12 protein-coding genes are annotated in these 15,490 nt (G+C 38.8%); 5 read left to right on the plus strand and 7 right to left on the minus strand.

The genetic code is table 11. The annotated features are described in order from the left end of the window. The first annotated feature begins 371 nt into the window (after window positions 1–371). A complete protein-coding gene (gene cspD, locus ACTH6U_RS07270; protein ID WP_294101142.1) occupies window positions 372–623 on the plus strand; it encodes a cold shock domain-containing protein CspD in 252 nt (83 codons plus the stop codon). A gap of 95 nt (window positions 624–718) precedes the next feature. On the opposite strand, the gene ACTH6U_RS07275 is transcribed toward cspD, so the two are convergent. From ACTH6U_RS07275 to ACTH6U_RS07290, 4 genes are all read right to left on the minus strand, one after another. Beyond that, a complete protein-coding gene (locus ACTH6U_RS07275) occupies window positions 719–1,666 on the minus strand; it encodes a DUF1177 domain-containing protein (RefSeq protein ID WP_294101144.1) in 948 nt (315 codons plus the stop codon). A gap of 243 nt (window positions 1,667–1,909) precedes the next feature. After that, window positions 1,910–2,656: an IclR family transcriptional regulator gene (locus tag ACTH6U_RS07280; RefSeq protein ID WP_294101147.1), complete on the minus strand. Its 747-nt coding sequence runs from the start codon at window positions 2,654–2,656 to the stop codon at window positions 1,910–1,912. Further along, window positions 2,653–3,486 carry a nitrilase-related carbon-nitrogen hydrolase gene (locus ACTH6U_RS07285; protein WP_336428514.1) on the minus strand — a complete coding sequence of 278 codons (834 nt, stop codon included), beginning with the start codon at window positions 3,484–3,486 and terminating at the stop codon, window positions 2,653–2,655. Before ACTH6U_RS07285 ends, ACTH6U_RS07280 begins: the two co-directional genes overlap by 4 nt. Before the next feature lie 4 nt (window positions 3,487–3,490). Further along, complete coding sequence (locus ACTH6U_RS07290; RefSeq protein ID WP_294101153.1) at window positions 3,491–4,840, minus strand: purine-cytosine permease family protein; 1,350 nt, start codon at window positions 4,838–4,840, stop codon at window positions 3,491–3,493. Window positions 4,841–5,293: 453 nt separating this feature from the next. Here ACTH6U_RS07290 and ACTH6U_RS07295 point away from each other — a divergent pair, with 453 nt between their 5' ends. Then, window positions 5,294–6,805: a hypothetical protein gene (locus tag ACTH6U_RS07295; protein WP_441831915.1), complete on the plus strand. Its 1,512-nt coding sequence runs from the start codon at window positions 5,294–5,296 to the stop codon at window positions 6,803–6,805. A 58-nt stretch (window positions 6,806–6,863) separates the two neighbouring features. Here the strand turns inward: ACTH6U_RS07295 and macB are convergent, their stop codons facing one another. The 3 genes from macB to ACTH6U_RS07310 form a co-directional block, all read right to left on the minus strand. Beyond that, window positions 6,864–8,807 carry a macrolide ABC transporter ATP-binding protein/permease MacB gene (macB, locus tag ACTH6U_RS07300; protein WP_294101159.1) on the minus strand — a complete coding sequence of 648 codons (1,944 nt, stop codon included), beginning with the start codon at window positions 8,805–8,807 and terminating at the stop codon, window positions 6,864–6,866. Between the two features lie 2 nt (window positions 8,808–8,809). Next, window positions 8,810–9,916, minus strand: a complete 1,107-nt coding sequence (macA, locus tag ACTH6U_RS07305; RefSeq protein WP_294101162.1) for a macrolide transporter subunit MacA — start codon at window positions 9,914–9,916, stop codon at window positions 8,810–8,812. A 317-nt stretch (window positions 9,917–10,233) separates the two neighbouring features. After that, the gene (locus ACTH6U_RS07310; protein ID WP_441831916.1) at window positions 10,234–11,904 is read right to left on the minus strand and encodes a DUF2813 domain-containing protein; all 1,671 of its coding nucleotides are present in this window, start codon (window positions 11,902–11,904) and stop codon (window positions 10,234–10,236) included. 322 nt (window positions 11,905–12,226) lie between these two features. Between ACTH6U_RS07310 and ACTH6U_RS07315 the strand changes: the two genes are divergently transcribed. From ACTH6U_RS07315 to artP, 3 genes are all read left to right on the plus strand, one after another. Further along, window positions 12,227–13,126 carry a lysine exporter LysO family protein gene (locus ACTH6U_RS07315; RefSeq protein WP_294101173.1) on the plus strand — a complete coding sequence of 300 codons (900 nt, stop codon included), beginning with the start codon at window positions 12,227–12,229 and terminating at the stop codon, window positions 13,124–13,126. Between the two features lie 51 nt (window positions 13,127–13,177). After that, complete coding sequence (locus tag ACTH6U_RS07320; protein ID WP_441831917.1) at window positions 13,178–14,659, plus strand: DUF2867 domain-containing protein; 1,482 nt, start codon at window positions 13,178–13,180, stop codon at window positions 14,657–14,659. A 98-nt stretch (window positions 14,660–14,757) separates the two neighbouring features. Beyond that, on the plus strand, window positions 14,758–15,486 hold the full coding sequence (gene artP / locus ACTH6U_RS07325; protein WP_294101175.1) for an arginine ABC transporter ATP-binding protein ArtP: 729 nt from the start codon (window positions 14,758–14,760) through the stop codon (window positions 15,484–15,486). Window positions 15,487–15,490: the final 4 nt, after the last annotated feature.

Below are 15,490 nucleotides of genomic sequence, written 5' to 3' on the forward strand. Positions count from 1 at the left end.
CAGTGTTGAATTTCAATTTAAGCATAGTCTTTATTATCAATGATTTCTATCAAACAAATGATTTGTTCAATAAAGCCTAGGCGAATAGATTTAGCAGCTACTTTTTTTTGTTATAGCTAGTGTAGCATGCAAATGAAATCAACTCACACGCCAAATAATATATCATTTTATGACATATTACCTCGCATAACATTTGCCATTTAAGCTAATTTTACTCATTTTTAATTATTATCTACTTTCATCACTTGACCTTAAAAGGCAATTTACGGCAGTATGATTTGCAATCAATAAGCATCTGTAATTATACTTAGTGACTGAGTGTATTTTATACATATCCGTAAAACAATCATTTGCAATTGAAAGGATAAAATATGGAAACAGGCATCGTTAAGTGGTTCAATAACGCTAAAGGTTTTGGTTTTATTTGTGCAGCTGAAGGTGGCGAAGATATTTTTGCTCATTATTCTTGTATCCAAATGGACGGTTACAGAACACTAAAAGCAGGTCAAAAAGTTAATTTTAGCGTTAATATTGGTCCAAAAGGTAATCACGCAAACCTTATTATTCCTATTGAAGACAATAATGAAAACAGTTTTGAAGAAAATAATTCTGAAGCGAACTAATAACTTATGGTAATAAAGCACAGTTAATTATACCTATACTATTAATAAAGATTTTAATTAACTGTGACTATTATTTTATGATGGCGGGCTAAAATTTATTTATTGGAAGAAGAAGAACCTGAAGCCTGAAAGTGAGTCATATTGCCATATAACGACGTCAACAACTTAAATTGTTCCACATCATAAAAGGTACATGCCCCTTCACCAAATTCTTTAGCAACTTCAATCATAAACTTTACCGTTGTAGCAATATCAACTTCATGACTCGCACCCGTTGAACATCCCGGTACTACAGTTTCTGAGCAGATAGCTACACCAACAACCGGTGCCGATGTTGAAACTGATGGCTGCATAATACTATTGATGTGATGAAGCCCATTACCGTATGGCGTTATATCCTGAATAGATAACGGAAAAGTGACGGCTTTTTGCCCACTACTCCATTCCATCAAACGGATCAGATCTTCTGAAACAGGCAATATATAGCCCTCTTTCACCGTTGGTGATAACGCATAGCCTTTATGATTAATGAGTCGATTACCTTTAGTGGTATCCACGGATAAAATTGCATCGGCTTCAACTATCGCTTCATTTATATTCATAGTCTCATCTTCAAGAGGTGAGTCCATAAAATCAACGGGAGAGTGAGGGCGAGTTGGCGCATTAGGGCAAATATGCGTGGTAATAATCACGTCACCCTTTAGCACATCACCTTTCTCATGCATTTTAGCTAATTTTAACGCGGTTGTAATCGCGGCGATTGCACCATCAGCATCAGAAACAACACCAATACGCGACGGCCTTGCGCCTATTCCACCTAAGCGGCCAATAATTCCCATCGTAGGTGCATTTTTGCCTTGAGATTTCCCTTGAGAACCGGGAATAACAATACGGATAAAATCGCTTTGACCTTTGGCATCTTTAACCGTTGTTGAAGTAGCTTGGATCGCGGGGAATGACTGAAATAATGCAACAATGTCCTCTCCCTTGACATCAGCGCAATCGATTAGCTCGTATACGCAAAGGGTTTGCTTTAGACTCATTGTACTTCCTTTAATTCTAATTATTTTTTTAGATAAATGTTGGGCTACTCAGACTCTTGTATTGAATTCAAAAATTCATACCTAAATCCTTTCGCCCTGAATAAACCTTAATTCCAAAAAACTAAGGTTTACTTTTCCTGGTGAAGGCGTAATTCACGCACTTTGAAATTTAATTTTAATTATAGGTACTGCTAGAACAACAATGATATTGATAACAACGAATTGCATTACTGATGAAAACAACTACTTGATACTACGTTTTAACCAATAAGGGTCTCCTACCATGCAGCCTAAATAGGAGGCTTTATAGCAAAGATTAACCGCTAATTGGTTCATAATTTGTTGATCCATTTGTGATTCAGGTAAGCTCAAACAAAGGGCATATAGCGTATCCTGTGAAGGATCAAATACCGTACTGGAGACAGAAGCGACGCCAGCAACAGATTCATTGACTGAAAACTCCCAGCCACGCTCTTCAATTAAAGCCAATTGTGAGATTAACTTTGCTTGTGCATCTACCGGCTGCTGGCTGATAATTTCAGCTCTTTTATCGGCAGGTAGTCGTGATAATAATGCACGGCCTGTCGATGTTCCGATAATTGGTAACCGTGTGCCTGGCTGCGTAATGACTTGCAGCATACTATTACCAATACGTGCATGTACGACTCTGACTTTGTCGTCATCAAGCGCTGAAACATAACTGGTAAATCCACTATCTTTAGTCAACTCATCAAGTGCTTCTAATGTCATGTCAATAAGTGGATTCATGCCTCGAGCGCGATGTGCTAGCTCCATGATTAATAAGCCCGGTCGATAAATTGGGGCATTACTCTTCTTTTCTAACAAACCCAGTTCTGCCATTTGCTTTAACAAACGTGAAGCTGAACTTTTTGGCATACCCAATTCATTCACGAGTGTTGTAACTGTTAGCTCATTACCTGAACGCAGAAACAACTGATAGACATCAACTACACTCGATAAAATGCTCATAATTTAGTGTCCTGAGCCAATAAGCCATAACTTTGCGGCTTTCTATCTCTAAGATAAGGCACGTTTAAACGAGTATGCGCTTGAGAACGAAAATCAATTTCACCAATCAATAACGCTTCACCATCACGACTCGCCTCACAAAGCACTTGTCCTCTTGGCCCTAGAACTTTACTGCCGCCAAAAAGGTGTAAATCCCCTTCATGGCCCCAGCGATTAACGGCAAGTAAATGCGTGCCATTTTCTAAGGCACGACATGCACTATTAATATCCCAGACATCGCTATCTTGAACACACCAAGCAGAAGGCGCTAATAAAAGTTCAGCCCCCTGCAAGGTTAGAATGCGGGCAACTTCAGGGAAACCCATGTCATAGCAAATCATGACACCAATTTTACCAATCGGCGTCTCAAATACTGGGAAGCTATTACCACCGCTAAACCACTGCTTTTCCATGCCAAAAGCATGAACTTTACGAAATACGCCGCTTACCCCATCACAACCTGGATTCCATACACCAACTGAATTGTAAACTTCACCTAAATAGTCGCCACGCTCAACAAATCCACTCACAATAGTGATGTTTAAACGTGTTGCGAGGGTACTAAACAAAGTGTAAGTTTCGCTTCCAGCGCTATCACTGAGATCCCACAGTTTAGTTGACAGTAAATCACCGCGATAACCCGTAGTCGCAAGTTCAGGAAAACAAATAAGTTTTGCTCCCTGCTCTGCGGCTTGCTGACAAAATTCAGCCATACGCTGTAAGTTACTCTGCTTGTTACCTAATTCAGAGTTAAACTGAGCAAGAGCAACTTTAACTGTATTATCTTTCATCGCTCTACCCTTCAGTATTCGTCACTTTACGAAAATGAACAGAATCTACACCCTTCATTTTGGCCTGCCAACGCATTGCTAACCAATAAACAATGGCACCCGTCAGTAATGAGTTCAATGCAGGTACGCCAAAGTCGGTATTAAATGGACCCAGTGCAGAAGTCACCCAACCGACGATGACAGCAAGTAACCACACAAACAACGTTATTGGGTTATAGGCTTCACAAGTTTGCGGTAAAATTCCTTGCTCTCGGGTTATATCTAGTTCTTTTCTATCGCGTTTTAATAGGTAATAATCAACCACCATAATGCCTGCAACAGGTGGGATCGCGATTCCTAAGTAAATTAGAAAACCGATAAAGTTATCTAAAATCCCTAACATTGAAGCAATGGTACCGAAAATACCGATAACCCATGTCAGATAGCGACGATCAAAACGTTTGTTAAAAATGGCATTTAAGAGTGTTGAAAAACCTAAAGATGATGAGTAAAGATTGATATCATTCATTTTTATTGTAGAAAAGATAACAATTGATGCGCCTAATAAGCCTGTTAGCGCCATCATTAAGTCAAAGACTTCACTCGTGCGTAGTGCCAGTGCCATTAAAACAGAAATCATGTTGACTAAAAGTTCACCAAAAAATGTGCCGATGAGCGTCATCCAAAACACATCTTTAGGCCCTTTCATAAAGCGGCTAATATCTGGTGTTGTAACAGCCGCTATGATAAACCCACCTGCAACCATCGTGATTGCGGCAGGCATAGTCATAAGTGGTCCGGCAGGTTCAGTGGCATTAATTAAAGTGCTAATGTCATGACCCGATAATAAATTATAGGTTGCCCAACCGAGTGCAAATAAAAATAGCGGCGTTGAAATATTGGCAGTAATAGATAAAAATTTGTATCCATATACTGTGATAATCGTCACCGCAATACCTGTAATAAGTGACCAAGTCCCTGGTGTTAGCACATTAGTCGCTTTATACATTCCGTCCGCAAAGAAGCCATTTTGTACGCCGAACCATCCCATTAAGGAGATTGCAATTGCACCTCCAATTAATGCTGAGCCCAACTTACCAAATCCAGACCACCTAGAAAGTAGACTGATTGACATTCCTTCGCGGCATGCAGCCGCCCCGAGTCCCCAGCTTACGACTTGTAAAATAACCGAGCCTAGCATGGTTGCCCAAAACGCCTGCCAAAAAGTTAATCCGTAACCGAGAGCTGCACCTAACATCACTTGTGAAACACAAGCTAGTGCGCCAATTCGCAGAATCAACACTTCATAAAATGGTCTACGAGCACTTTGTGGTACTCGAGCCAAAGAATAATCTTCACCTACTTTATTCGCCATATATTGCACCTGCTGTGTGGTTGTCTTTGCTTTATTTTAACTTGGCTAAGTATAAGTTCCATTATATGGAACTAGGTTTCATTTATTCTACATGCAAATAATATCCATGATCGATACCTAATCGCAAGTAGAATTTATCTTTTCAGATAACTTTTTTATTATGGGATATTTAAGTGACCGTGGAAATACGTAGTAACGAAAAAAATAAGATTAAAAATGAATAGGTTGAATTTCGTGCATTTGATTAGCAGAATTTTACAAAAATGGCGGTTGCCCAAAATTAAGATTATTCCTTAAGGCAAATAACACCAAAAGTATCTGATTTTTTGTACAACAAACACAGATTGTAAAATTTCAACGACAGGGGACTTATGATAAATGTTTTTTGAAAGAATGAAAATTGATGCCTTGTTAATCTGCTGAATATAATTAGCCACAATTAAGGAAATCAATATGTTTAATACTACAAATTACTCAATTCCATTTCATCAAAGCAACTTGCTAAGTTATGTAGAGGAAAATAAAGATGTGATGAATAAGCTAGGAAATCAACTAAAAAGCATAACAAATATTTCAGAAGTCTGCCAAGGAGGTACGTGCTATGGGTTAGCTCATACCTTTGCTGCCTATGAACTTCATGGTTTAGGCGCTGAGTCTATAAACCAACTAAATAATTGTCTACAACCAGTATCTCTCACTAAATCACCTTATGAACAAATAGAAAAATATACACAAAAATCTTTTAAAGAATGCATTTCAAAAGTATTAGCTTCTCGTTGCACTGATATTTTCAATATTCAAATAAATCAAATGCCTCAACATTTCTATAAATATATGGCAGTTAAGGTTGACTCATTAAAACTCCCAGATAAACCTCAAGATATAGAAAATCTTGAATACATAATGCGTTGTCTAGATAACAATAAACATGAAGTAAAAAGATCTGATAGTTATAACATAGAGTATGAAACAGAACGAAAAGTCATTTATGATTTTTACAAAACAATAGAGCTTGGTTTAGAAAGCTCTTTTCCTGAAATATTTAAAGTCGATCCTATTATTTATAAAAAAATACAGGATAAGGTGAGTTTAACTGAGAGCGAGATAAAATTATTTTTGAAATATGCCTATCATTATTGTAGATTACATTATTCATATGAAACTGCCATATTTAATTCAGATATAGGAATAACCTATAGTAATAAGGTTTCTTCTTTATCATATAACAATATAATATATAATAAGACACTTGATGTCACGCTACAACAAATAGAAAATCATCTTTCCACTATTGAAGATAATAAAATAACTTCTGCTCTTTTGTTCTTAACTAATTGTCATGCAATGACAATTAGTGGCAGATATGATGAACAAAAAAAACAGTATATTTTTAGTTTCTTTGAGCCTAATAAAGGTTTACTACAAACGAATGATAAAACTCAAATAATTGATTTAATAAAAGAAATTACAGCTGGTAATTTTATTCCCCCTCTCACCTTTACTGCTAACTTTCCATTTATTGAAAGAACACTAATTTCTCCAGCTATAGGCAGTGTGATCTATTTGGAGAAAAGAAACGAACTTTCAAAAAAACCATATTTGCCCTCTATAAACAAAAAAGAAATACAGATTTTGACTAAAAAACATTTAGCCGAAGATAAAGTAGATATGACTCTATATAACGGTGCTAAATTAAAATTTGTCGATTACGACCCAAAAAATGATAAAATCAAACTCGAGCTTATGACAAAAACAAAAAATTACACTCTCTATTCAGAATTTAATGACGTAAATACAACTATTAGTTTGATCAACGCATCAATGGATGAATACCAAAAACATAAAAGTAAAGATATTTATATTGACGGATATGCAAGTAACTATATTTATATTGACGGGTATGCCAGTAACGACATTTATATTGACAAGAAAGGCCAGATATTAAATCGACTCAAAACTGCTTAAACTATACTCCTCTACATTAGGGGGGGGTTAATGTAGAGGAGTATATCAATTATATTAATTATTCTCTGGCCAGGGCATCAATCGGATTCAATCTTGCCGCACTACGTGCAGGTAAAAATCCAAAAATAATACCAATAGCAGTAGAACACAGAAAAGCGCTTAATAAGGCAATTGGGTCAAAAGAGAATGTCCAGCCAGGTAAAGCCATCTGCGCGAGCAAGCTAATACCATAAGACAAACCGATCCCCATCAAACCCCCCATCAAGCAAACTAAAACAGCTTCAATTAAAAATTGCTGCATTACATCACTTGTTCGAGCACCTACCGCCATCCGTATACCAATTTCACGCGTTCTTTCTGTGACCGATACGAGCATGATATTCATCACACCAATACCACCGACTACCAGCGAAATAACGGCAACTAAGGTAAGAAATAGCTGCATTGTTTGCGTGGTTTTTTCTGCAGTTTTTACAAAGGTATCAAGATTATAAGTAAAAATATCTTTCTTACCATGGCGTAATGTTAACAACCGTGTCAGTTGCTGCTCAACCATTTGCGCATCAAAACCATCTTTCACTCGCACCACAATGCTATCGTAATAAGGGCGATTTAAAATTTTACTGTTCACAGTGGTATCGGGCAACCAAATAGATAATGTTTTATTTGAGCCAAAAACTGATTTTTGCTCTTCCAATACCCCGATAACGGTTGCTGGCATATTACCAATTAATAACGTTTCCCCAATAACACGTTCTTGTTTAGGAAAAAATCGACGCTTAGTATTCGCATCAATAACCACAACTTGGGCCCGTCTATCAACCATATCCTGCGTAAAATTCATACCTTCAGTAAACTTAGCGGCATGAACACTAAAATAGTCTCGACCAATACCTGAAAGCTGAGCAGAAGCGTCTAAATTACCTTTTCGTAGTCTTGTTGAGCTATCTAACGTACCAGAAACCGCATGAACATAGGGCTGTTGAGCAATCGCCGTAATATCCGACGCTTTAAGTGATTGCCGATTTTGTGCATCATCACTGCCAAAATCGGTACCGGGATAAATAGAGATAGTATTAGTACCAATAGATTTTATATCATTAAGTACCATACCTTGGGCCGCATCACCAATCACCATAATAGAGACCACTGAAGCAATACCAATAATAATCCCTAACATCGTTAACAAAGTGCGCATTTTATTGACTACCATTGCGCGCCATGCCATCAAAAGCGCTTCGTTAAAGCGCCCAAAAACTTGCCCAAAAGTGAGCTTTCTTACCGGTGGTTTTGGCAACGGCTCAATCGCATGAGTCGATGCCATCCCTGAATCACTAATAATTTCACCATCTTTTATCTCCACAATCCGCTCGGCTTGTTGTGCCACTTTAGGATCATGGGTAACGATAATAACAGTATGTCCCTGAGCGCAGAGGTCTTTTAGGATTTTCATCACCTCTTCACCCGAGTGGCTATCTAACGCGCCCGTTGGTTCATCTGCCAATATCACTTGCCCACCGTTCATTAAGGCTCTGGCAATACTCACGCGTTGCTGTTGCCCGCCTGAAAGTTGGCTAGGTCGATAATGAATACGCTCCTCAAGCCCTAAGCGTGCTAATAATTGTTCTGCACGCTCACGCCGTTGCGCTTTTCCCGCACCTGCATAAACCGCGGGAATTTCAACATTCTGTTCGGCAGTTAGGTGGCTAAGCAAATGATAACGTTGAAAAATAAACCCAAAATATTCTCGACGAAGCTCTGCAAGGCTATCATTGTCTAAAACTGCCGTATTTTGTTCGGCAACATAGTACTCACCCGAAGAGGGTTTATCTAAACAACCAATAATATTCATTAAGGTTGATTTGCCCGAGCCGGATGCACCAATGATTGCAACCATTTCGCCCGCACTAATTTTTAGAGAAACATCTTTAAGTACGGTGACTTCGCTATCGCCTGCGGGATAACGGCGGGTAATAGCGTTTAGCTCAAGTAATGCAGACATAATTAATTCTCCGCACCACTACGCCCAACAACCACTTTTTCACCTTCGGTTAGCCCTTTGACCACTTCGACATACACATTATTACGATTGCCAATTTCTACCTGCTTTTTCTCAGTTTTATCACCATTAAGCACTTCGACTTCATAAAGTTGCGCTGAAATCTCGTCACCTAACGCTGAAAGAGGCAACAAAAGAACGTTTTTATGTGAGTCCAGCTCAATAGTAACTTGGGCAGTCATTTGTAATTTTAATAAGTGCTGAGGATTCGGTACTTCGAAACGGGCATAGTAAAAAATTGCATCGTTAATTTTTTCAGGAGTTGGAAGAATATCTTTCAATTCGCCAGTAAATTTTTTATCCGGCGCACCCAGTACCGTAAAAGATGCGGGTTGCCCAGGCTCTAAATAAATCACATCGGCTTCAGAAACTTCCGCTTTCACTAACATCGTATTGAGATCAGCGAGTGTTAAAATCGTTGGTGCTTCTTGCGCTGCAATAACGGTTTGCCCTTGTAAGGTTTTAATAAAAGTGACAATACCATCCATTGGCGCCGTAATTTGGGTGTAATTTAGATTTGTTTTCGACGTATCTAATGTGGCTTGATTACGTTTAATTTGCGCTTGATAAGTCGCTACTTGGGCTTTTTTAACTTCAACATCGGTTTTAGCTTTATCTAAATCTTGTTTGGAAACCACCTGCAATTTAGCAAGGCTAAGTTGACGTTGGTAAGTCACTTGTGCCAGTTTTAATTCGGCTTGAACCAGTGCTAAATTAGCTTCTAATTCATGAATAGTTTCTTGCGCTTCAGTGACGTCGTTTTGCGCTTTTTTCGGATCGATTACCGCCAGCAAATCGCCTTTTTTAACCTGATCCCCTTCTTTAACGTATAGTGTTTGTAGCTGACCGCTGACTTGAGCCCCGACATCAACTTTACGCACGGCATCCAATTTGCCCGTTGCCAATACCTGTTTATCCAGATTACCTCGTGTTACATCAACAGTTTGAAAAACTTCTTTTTGATCATTGCTAAAAAAGAACCCCATTGCTCCGAGTACAATCAAAATAACCAATATATAAATTGGCCATTTTTTCCTTGCTTTCACCTTCATTAAAAAATTATTCCTATAACAAAAAGAGAGCGCGGCGCCCTCTCTTAAAAAAACGATGATATATCAGCCAGTTTATCGATTAGTTAAACGTACTATTGATTAATAATTAGTCTTTATCTGAAAAGTTATAATTATCAATTGCTTTTAGTTCAATACGCCATGCTATTTAAAATAGTCATACTCAAAATAATTCAAGTCACATGTAGGCGACAAGCGAAGCTATCCCGATGAGCATACACAAGTATGTGATTCGGGTAGCTGAACGCACGTCAACAACCATGTGGCTTGAAGTATGAAGAGTATATGAAGAGCATAAGCTAATAAGCTTTACCCCGTGCCAACCAAGCCACCCTAGAAAACATACTTTTTAGCTGTAATGGAATCGAATCTGGTCCCAATTCTGCTGAGCGATTTACTGTTGCTAATGCCATATCTGGTTTTGATGTGCGAGATATCGCTTTGATAATCACACGCCGAGGTGAGACTTTGGCATTTTCAGGGATTTCAGCTATCTCATGATAAAGGCTTTTAAACCCTTCACGATATAGGAAATGTTCCATATCGGGTGCCTGTAGCATCGTCAGTCGGTCTCTGTCGGGATCATTCATTTGACTTGCATAGTGCAACGCTGTTGCTGCATATTTTCGACCTGCTTCATCACCGTCCGTGAGTACATGCCACTCAATTCCCATTTTATTTGCAAATTTTAATAACGGCTTCAAACCACTTTGTGCGAAAGCAATCACTTTGATACCTTCTGTTTCAAAATAGTAGTTACATTGCCTTGCAAATTCACTCATCAACCAAATTTCAGTTTCACCTTCAACTAATAACCAACAACGGGCAAAAAGTGATGATGGGCGATTGAAACGAACGTGAAATGATATTTTACGCAGATCTTCCGGACTCAAATCGTTTTCACTTAAACGATAAGCCGAGACTTTATTGGAATTACGTACCAGACGACAAAGATTCTCAACGGGAACTTGAGATAAAAGCTCACCTGAATTGGTTGTTGTTATTCTTTGTAGTGAAAACAGATTTAATAAGCCCCAAGCAATTGACAGCATAATCGGGTGTAATCGTGTTTCCGGATCTTCGATAATAATTAAAGGGCGCGCGTACTTATCGAGTACGATATTTCCTTTTGCCTGTAATAACGAAGAAAACATCCCGAGTATTATCAATCGAATATTACGCTGGTTTGGTTTAGCAACGAGGCGATTAATATTATCTAGCGCTTTCCAACCGCGCTTACGAGGTTCAATATTAATAAGTGTGTTATCAGGTTTAAACATGTGGGTGCTTTGACCTGAAAAATAATGACTCAGTAATTGTTGCATCGCATCAATACCATCACTGAGATCTTCATCACTCAAACGCTCAGGGTTATCAACCAGTGCGTGGGTTAACTCTTTTATTTGGTTGTTAACCACATCGCGTACTTCTTTTTGCCCTGTAACAATCGTTTCTGGATTCAAACTAGGTAAAAAACGTGCATCTCGTAAGCGGATCACCGGATATAAGCGCACAATCTCTTTAATGTATTTGCCAACATTATCTAATGATAATTTATTGCCACCTGAATTTAGAAAACTACGCTCAATCGTGACGCTATTGTCATCTTTTAATTCAGCGCTAACACGGAAAAATATATGTTTTAAACCATCGCTATTATCAACCCAAACAGATGATAAATTTTTAAATCTAAAGGATTGGTGACGGCCTTGGTGTCTTTCACAAAATTTGAGTACAATTTGGAATGAGCGAAAACGCGTATCGTTTTCATCATTGCCCGTAGGTTGATGAAAATCATGTTGATTAAATTGATAATCTTTATGTTCAGGGGAAAGCAGAATATCAAGTGCATCAAGCAAACTTGATTTACCCCACGAGTTTTCACCAATAAGCACAGTATTGTTATTCAATACTAAAGAGAGTCGATTAATCCCTCTAAATCCATATATCTCTACTCGCTCCAGATACATATCCCTCTCCTTGCTATTTTAGTCTTCAATACAGCGTACTCATTAACCTTATCTATTACTATAAGCACACACACAAAATAAAAAATCTTCACAACACTATAGCGAACTAAGTTGAGCATATTTTTGTAGTGTTATAAAATGGTTAAACTTTATTTTTTAGTGTTTTTGTCCTATTTTATGTTAGCAAGCGGATAAAAAAACGTTTATAACAAAAAAATGCTTTAGCACCATACGTTAAATTATATCCGTCATTAAAGACTTGTGATCAATAGCATTGAAGCCACAACCCCTTGTTAATAGGATAGATTATAAGGACGCAACCATGTACTCAGGATTACTCATTATTCTTCTACCGTTAACACTCGGTTACTTTATTTCTATTAAAAATAAAAAAATACTTCATGTTGTTCATCGTTCTCTTAACTCGATGGTGTATGTGATTTTATTTTTAATGGGAATTACCCTCGCGTTACTTGAAAACTTAAGCGTTCATCTGATATCTATCTTACTTTATGCCATTACATTTTTTGGCTGTATTTTTTCACTTAATCTTATTGCTTTGTTGATACTAGATAAACTCGACCCATGGAAAATACCGCAACACAAACAAGAAAAACCACCATCTCGTCTCAAGATGGTACTGGAATCCTTACAATTATGTGTTGTGTTACTGGTTGGTTTTTTAGTCGGTTTAACTGGTTTTAAATTTCTACATTACGCCGATAAAGGGAGCCAAATAGCCCTTATGCTCCTATTGTTACTTGTGGGTATTCAATTGCGTAATAGTGGTATGAGTATTAAACAAATTTTAATCAATCGTCGTGGCACAACTATCGCTCTCGTGATGGGTGTCAGCGCACTTGCTGGTGGTGTCATTGCAGCATTAATACTGGGAATTCCGATTAAAATGGGGCTCGCACTAGCTTCTGGTTTTGGTTGGTATTCATTAACGGGCATTGTACTGACGGATGCATACGGCCCAGTAATGGGAAGTGCGGCATTTTTTAATGACCTTGCTCGAGAACTCGCTGCAATTATGCTTATTCCACTGATTATTAACCGTTATCGGTCCACTGCCCTTGGTATTTGTGGGTCAACTTCGATGGATTTCACTCTGCCTGTATTACAGCGCAGTGGCGGTGTTTCAATCGTGCCTGCCGCTATCGTTCATGGCTTCGTTCTCAGTCTTATTACGCCAATTCTTATGGCATTCTTTACATAAGTAGAATTTCAGTCACAATAGCCGTTAATTTATATGAAACAGGAAATTAACATGGTTGACCAACAACGTGTTTTAGTGTTAGGCGCTAGCGGCTATATTGGGCAAAACCTTATCCCTAAATTGATTAATGAAGGGCATGAAGTGACTGCGGCTGCTAGGCGCATTGACTGGATGCTATCTCAAGGATGGCAAGATGCGCGTTGTGTCTATGTTGATTTACATGATCCTGAAACCCTTAAAGATGTGATGAATGAAATAGACATAGTCTACTTTCTTGTTCATAGCATGGCAGACCAAGCAAACCTGATTGAACGTGAACGCACCGCGGCACGTAATGTTCAGCAAGCACTCGATAGCTCAAATGTTAAGCAGGTTATTTACCTCAGTGCTTTGCAACATGGACACAGCTATTCTCCTCATCTTATTGCCAGAAAACTGACTGGTGATATCCTAAGAGAAAGCAAAGTTCCAGTAACCGAAATTCGTACCTCTATTATTGTTGGCTCCGGCTCAGCAGCTTTCGAAATTATGCGGGATATGGTGTACAACCTAGCCATTTTGACACCACCACGTTGGGTGCGTTCCAAGTCATCCCCTATCGCACTCGAAAACATTCTTCATTACTTAACTCAAATAGCTAAAGTTGAGCCAACAGACAACAAAATTTATGACGCAGCTGGTCCTGAGTACATTAGCTATCAAGAACTCTTTAAACGTTTTATCAAAGTCAGTGGTAAACGCCGTTTGCTGATCCCGCTTCCTATCCCTGTCAGCATGATCTCAGTGCATTTCATTAGCCTGATTACGTCGGTACCTCCTTCTATTGCGAAAGAACTTATTCAAGGACTACAGCACGATCTTCCCGCTGATGACAAAGCCTTGCGTGAACTCATCCCACAAAATTTAGTTTCTTTTGATGATGCGGTGAGAACCACATTAGCCGAAGAAGCAGCCGCGATTGATAACGCAGATTGGGGTTACGATCCTGAAGTTAAAAAACGCTGGCGTCCGGGCTATGGTTTTTATCCAAAACAAGCCGGAGCAACACTCGGCACAACAGCAACACCTGAATCTTTATGGCATGTCATACAACAAATTGGTGGAAAAGAAGGTTATTTTTACGCTAATGGACTGTGGAAGACCCGTGCGATTATGGATGACATGATGCTGAATAAAGTCAAATATGGCCGTCCTGACCGTGAAAACTTACAATTAGGTGATGAAGTTGATGGTTGGCGAGTGATCCACCTCGAGCCAAATAAGCAGTTAAGTCTCTTATTTGGTATGAAAGCCCCCGGATTAGGTCGTCTAACTTTTACAATTCATGATAGCGGAAGTCGACGCTCTATTGACGTCAGAGCATGGTGGCACCCTGCTGGATTCTGTGGCCTATTATATTGGTTTGCCATGATGCCAGCCCATTTATTTATTTTTAAAGGAATGGCTCAACGTATTAGTGAACTTGCCTACGAACGAGACAAACAACTTGCAGCGCAGCAACAAATAGAGAATTTAACCGCAAAGCAAGACTAATTTCAGCGTAAAAATTAAATTTTTATGCATAAAATATTGCATAAATATGCTTACAGGATTAATATCTCAACTAGTTTAAAAGGATATTATTGGTAAGCATGAGCATTCAATTAAAAAACATAAACTGTTTCTATGGTTCACATCAGGCACTCTTTGATATTAATCTTGAGTGCTCAGCAGGTGAAACCATGGTATTACTCGGACCCAGTGGCGCTGGTAAAAGCTCCTTGCTGCGCGTATTGAATTTATTAGAAATGCCACGTTCAGGTAACTTGAACATTGTGGGGCAACATTTCGACTTTACATCCGCGCCAGATGCAAAAGCTATCCGCGAACTACGTCAAAATGTCGGCATGGTTTTTCAGCAATACAACCTGTGGCCGCACCTAAGCGTAATGGATAACCTAATTGAAGCGCCATGTCGTGTATTGAAACTATCCAAACAAGAAGCACAAGCTAAAGCAAATAAATTGCTAGAGCGCCTACGTTTGACCCAATTTTCTGAGCGATTCCCACTTCATTTATCGGGCGGTCAACAACAACGTGTTGCGATTGCTAGAGCCTTGATGATGGAACCTCAAGTATTATTGTTTGATGAACCAACTGCGGCGCTTGACCCGGAAATTACAGCACAAGTCGTTGATATTATACGTGAATTGTCTGCAACAGGTATTACACAGGTTATCGTCACTCATGAAGTGGAGATTGCCCGTAAAACCGCTAGCCGTGTGGTGTATATGGAAAACGGCCATATCGTTGAACAAGGGGATGCAAGCCATTTTACGGCACCTCAAACTCAAGCATTTGCAAACTATCTGTCTCACTAATAGA

It is taken from the genome of Providencia sp. (assembly GCF_052096715.1).
In the GTDB taxonomy this organism is placed as follows: domain Bacteria; phylum Pseudomonadota; class Gammaproteobacteria; order Enterobacterales; family Enterobacteriaceae; genus Providencia.

What these genes read in the sequence shown, in the direction of transcription:
- cspD (WP_294101142.1), top strand. Translation starts at nt 372, where the DNA reads ATGGAAACAGGCATCGTTAAGTGGTTCAATAACGCTAAAGGTTTTGGT.
- ACTH6U_RS07275 (WP_294101144.1), bottom strand. Translation starts at nt 1,666, where the DNA reads ATGAGTCTAAAGCAAACCCTTTGCGTATACGAGCTAATCGATTGCGCT.
- ACTH6U_RS07280 (WP_294101147.1), bottom strand. Translation starts at nt 2,656, where the DNA reads ATGAGCATTTTATCGAGTGTAGTTGATGTCTATCAGTTGTTTCTGCGT.
- ACTH6U_RS07285 (WP_336428514.1), bottom strand. Translation starts at nt 3,486, where the DNA reads ATGAAAGATAATACAGTTAAAGTTGCTCTTGCTCAGTTTAACTCTGAA.
- ACTH6U_RS07290 (WP_294101153.1), bottom strand. Translation starts at nt 4,840, where the DNA reads ATGGCGAATAAAGTAGGTGAAGATTATTCTTTGGCTCGAGTACCACAA.
- ACTH6U_RS07295 (WP_441831915.1), top strand. Translation starts at nt 5,294, where the DNA reads ATGTTTAATACTACAAATTACTCAATTCCATTTCATCAAAGCAACTTG.
- macB (WP_294101159.1), bottom strand. Translation starts at nt 8,807, where the DNA reads ATGTCTGCATTACTTGAGCTAAACGCTATTACCCGCCGTTATCCCGCA.
- macA (WP_294101162.1), bottom strand. Translation starts at nt 9,916, where the DNA reads ATGAAGGTGAAAGCAAGGAAAAAATGGCCAATTTATATATTGGTTATT.
- ACTH6U_RS07310 (WP_441831916.1), bottom strand. Translation starts at nt 11,904, where the DNA reads ATGTATCTGGAGCGAGTAGAGATATATGGATTTAGAGGGATTAATCGA.
- ACTH6U_RS07315 (WP_294101173.1), top strand. Translation starts at nt 12,227, where the DNA reads ATGTACTCAGGATTACTCATTATTCTTCTACCGTTAACACTCGGTTAC.
- ACTH6U_RS07320 (WP_441831917.1), top strand. Translation starts at nt 13,178, where the DNA reads ATGGTTGACCAACAACGTGTTTTAGTGTTAGGCGCTAGCGGCTATATT.
- artP (WP_294101175.1), top strand. Translation starts at nt 14,758, where the DNA reads ATGAGCATTCAATTAAAAAACATAAACTGTTTCTATGGTTCACATCAG.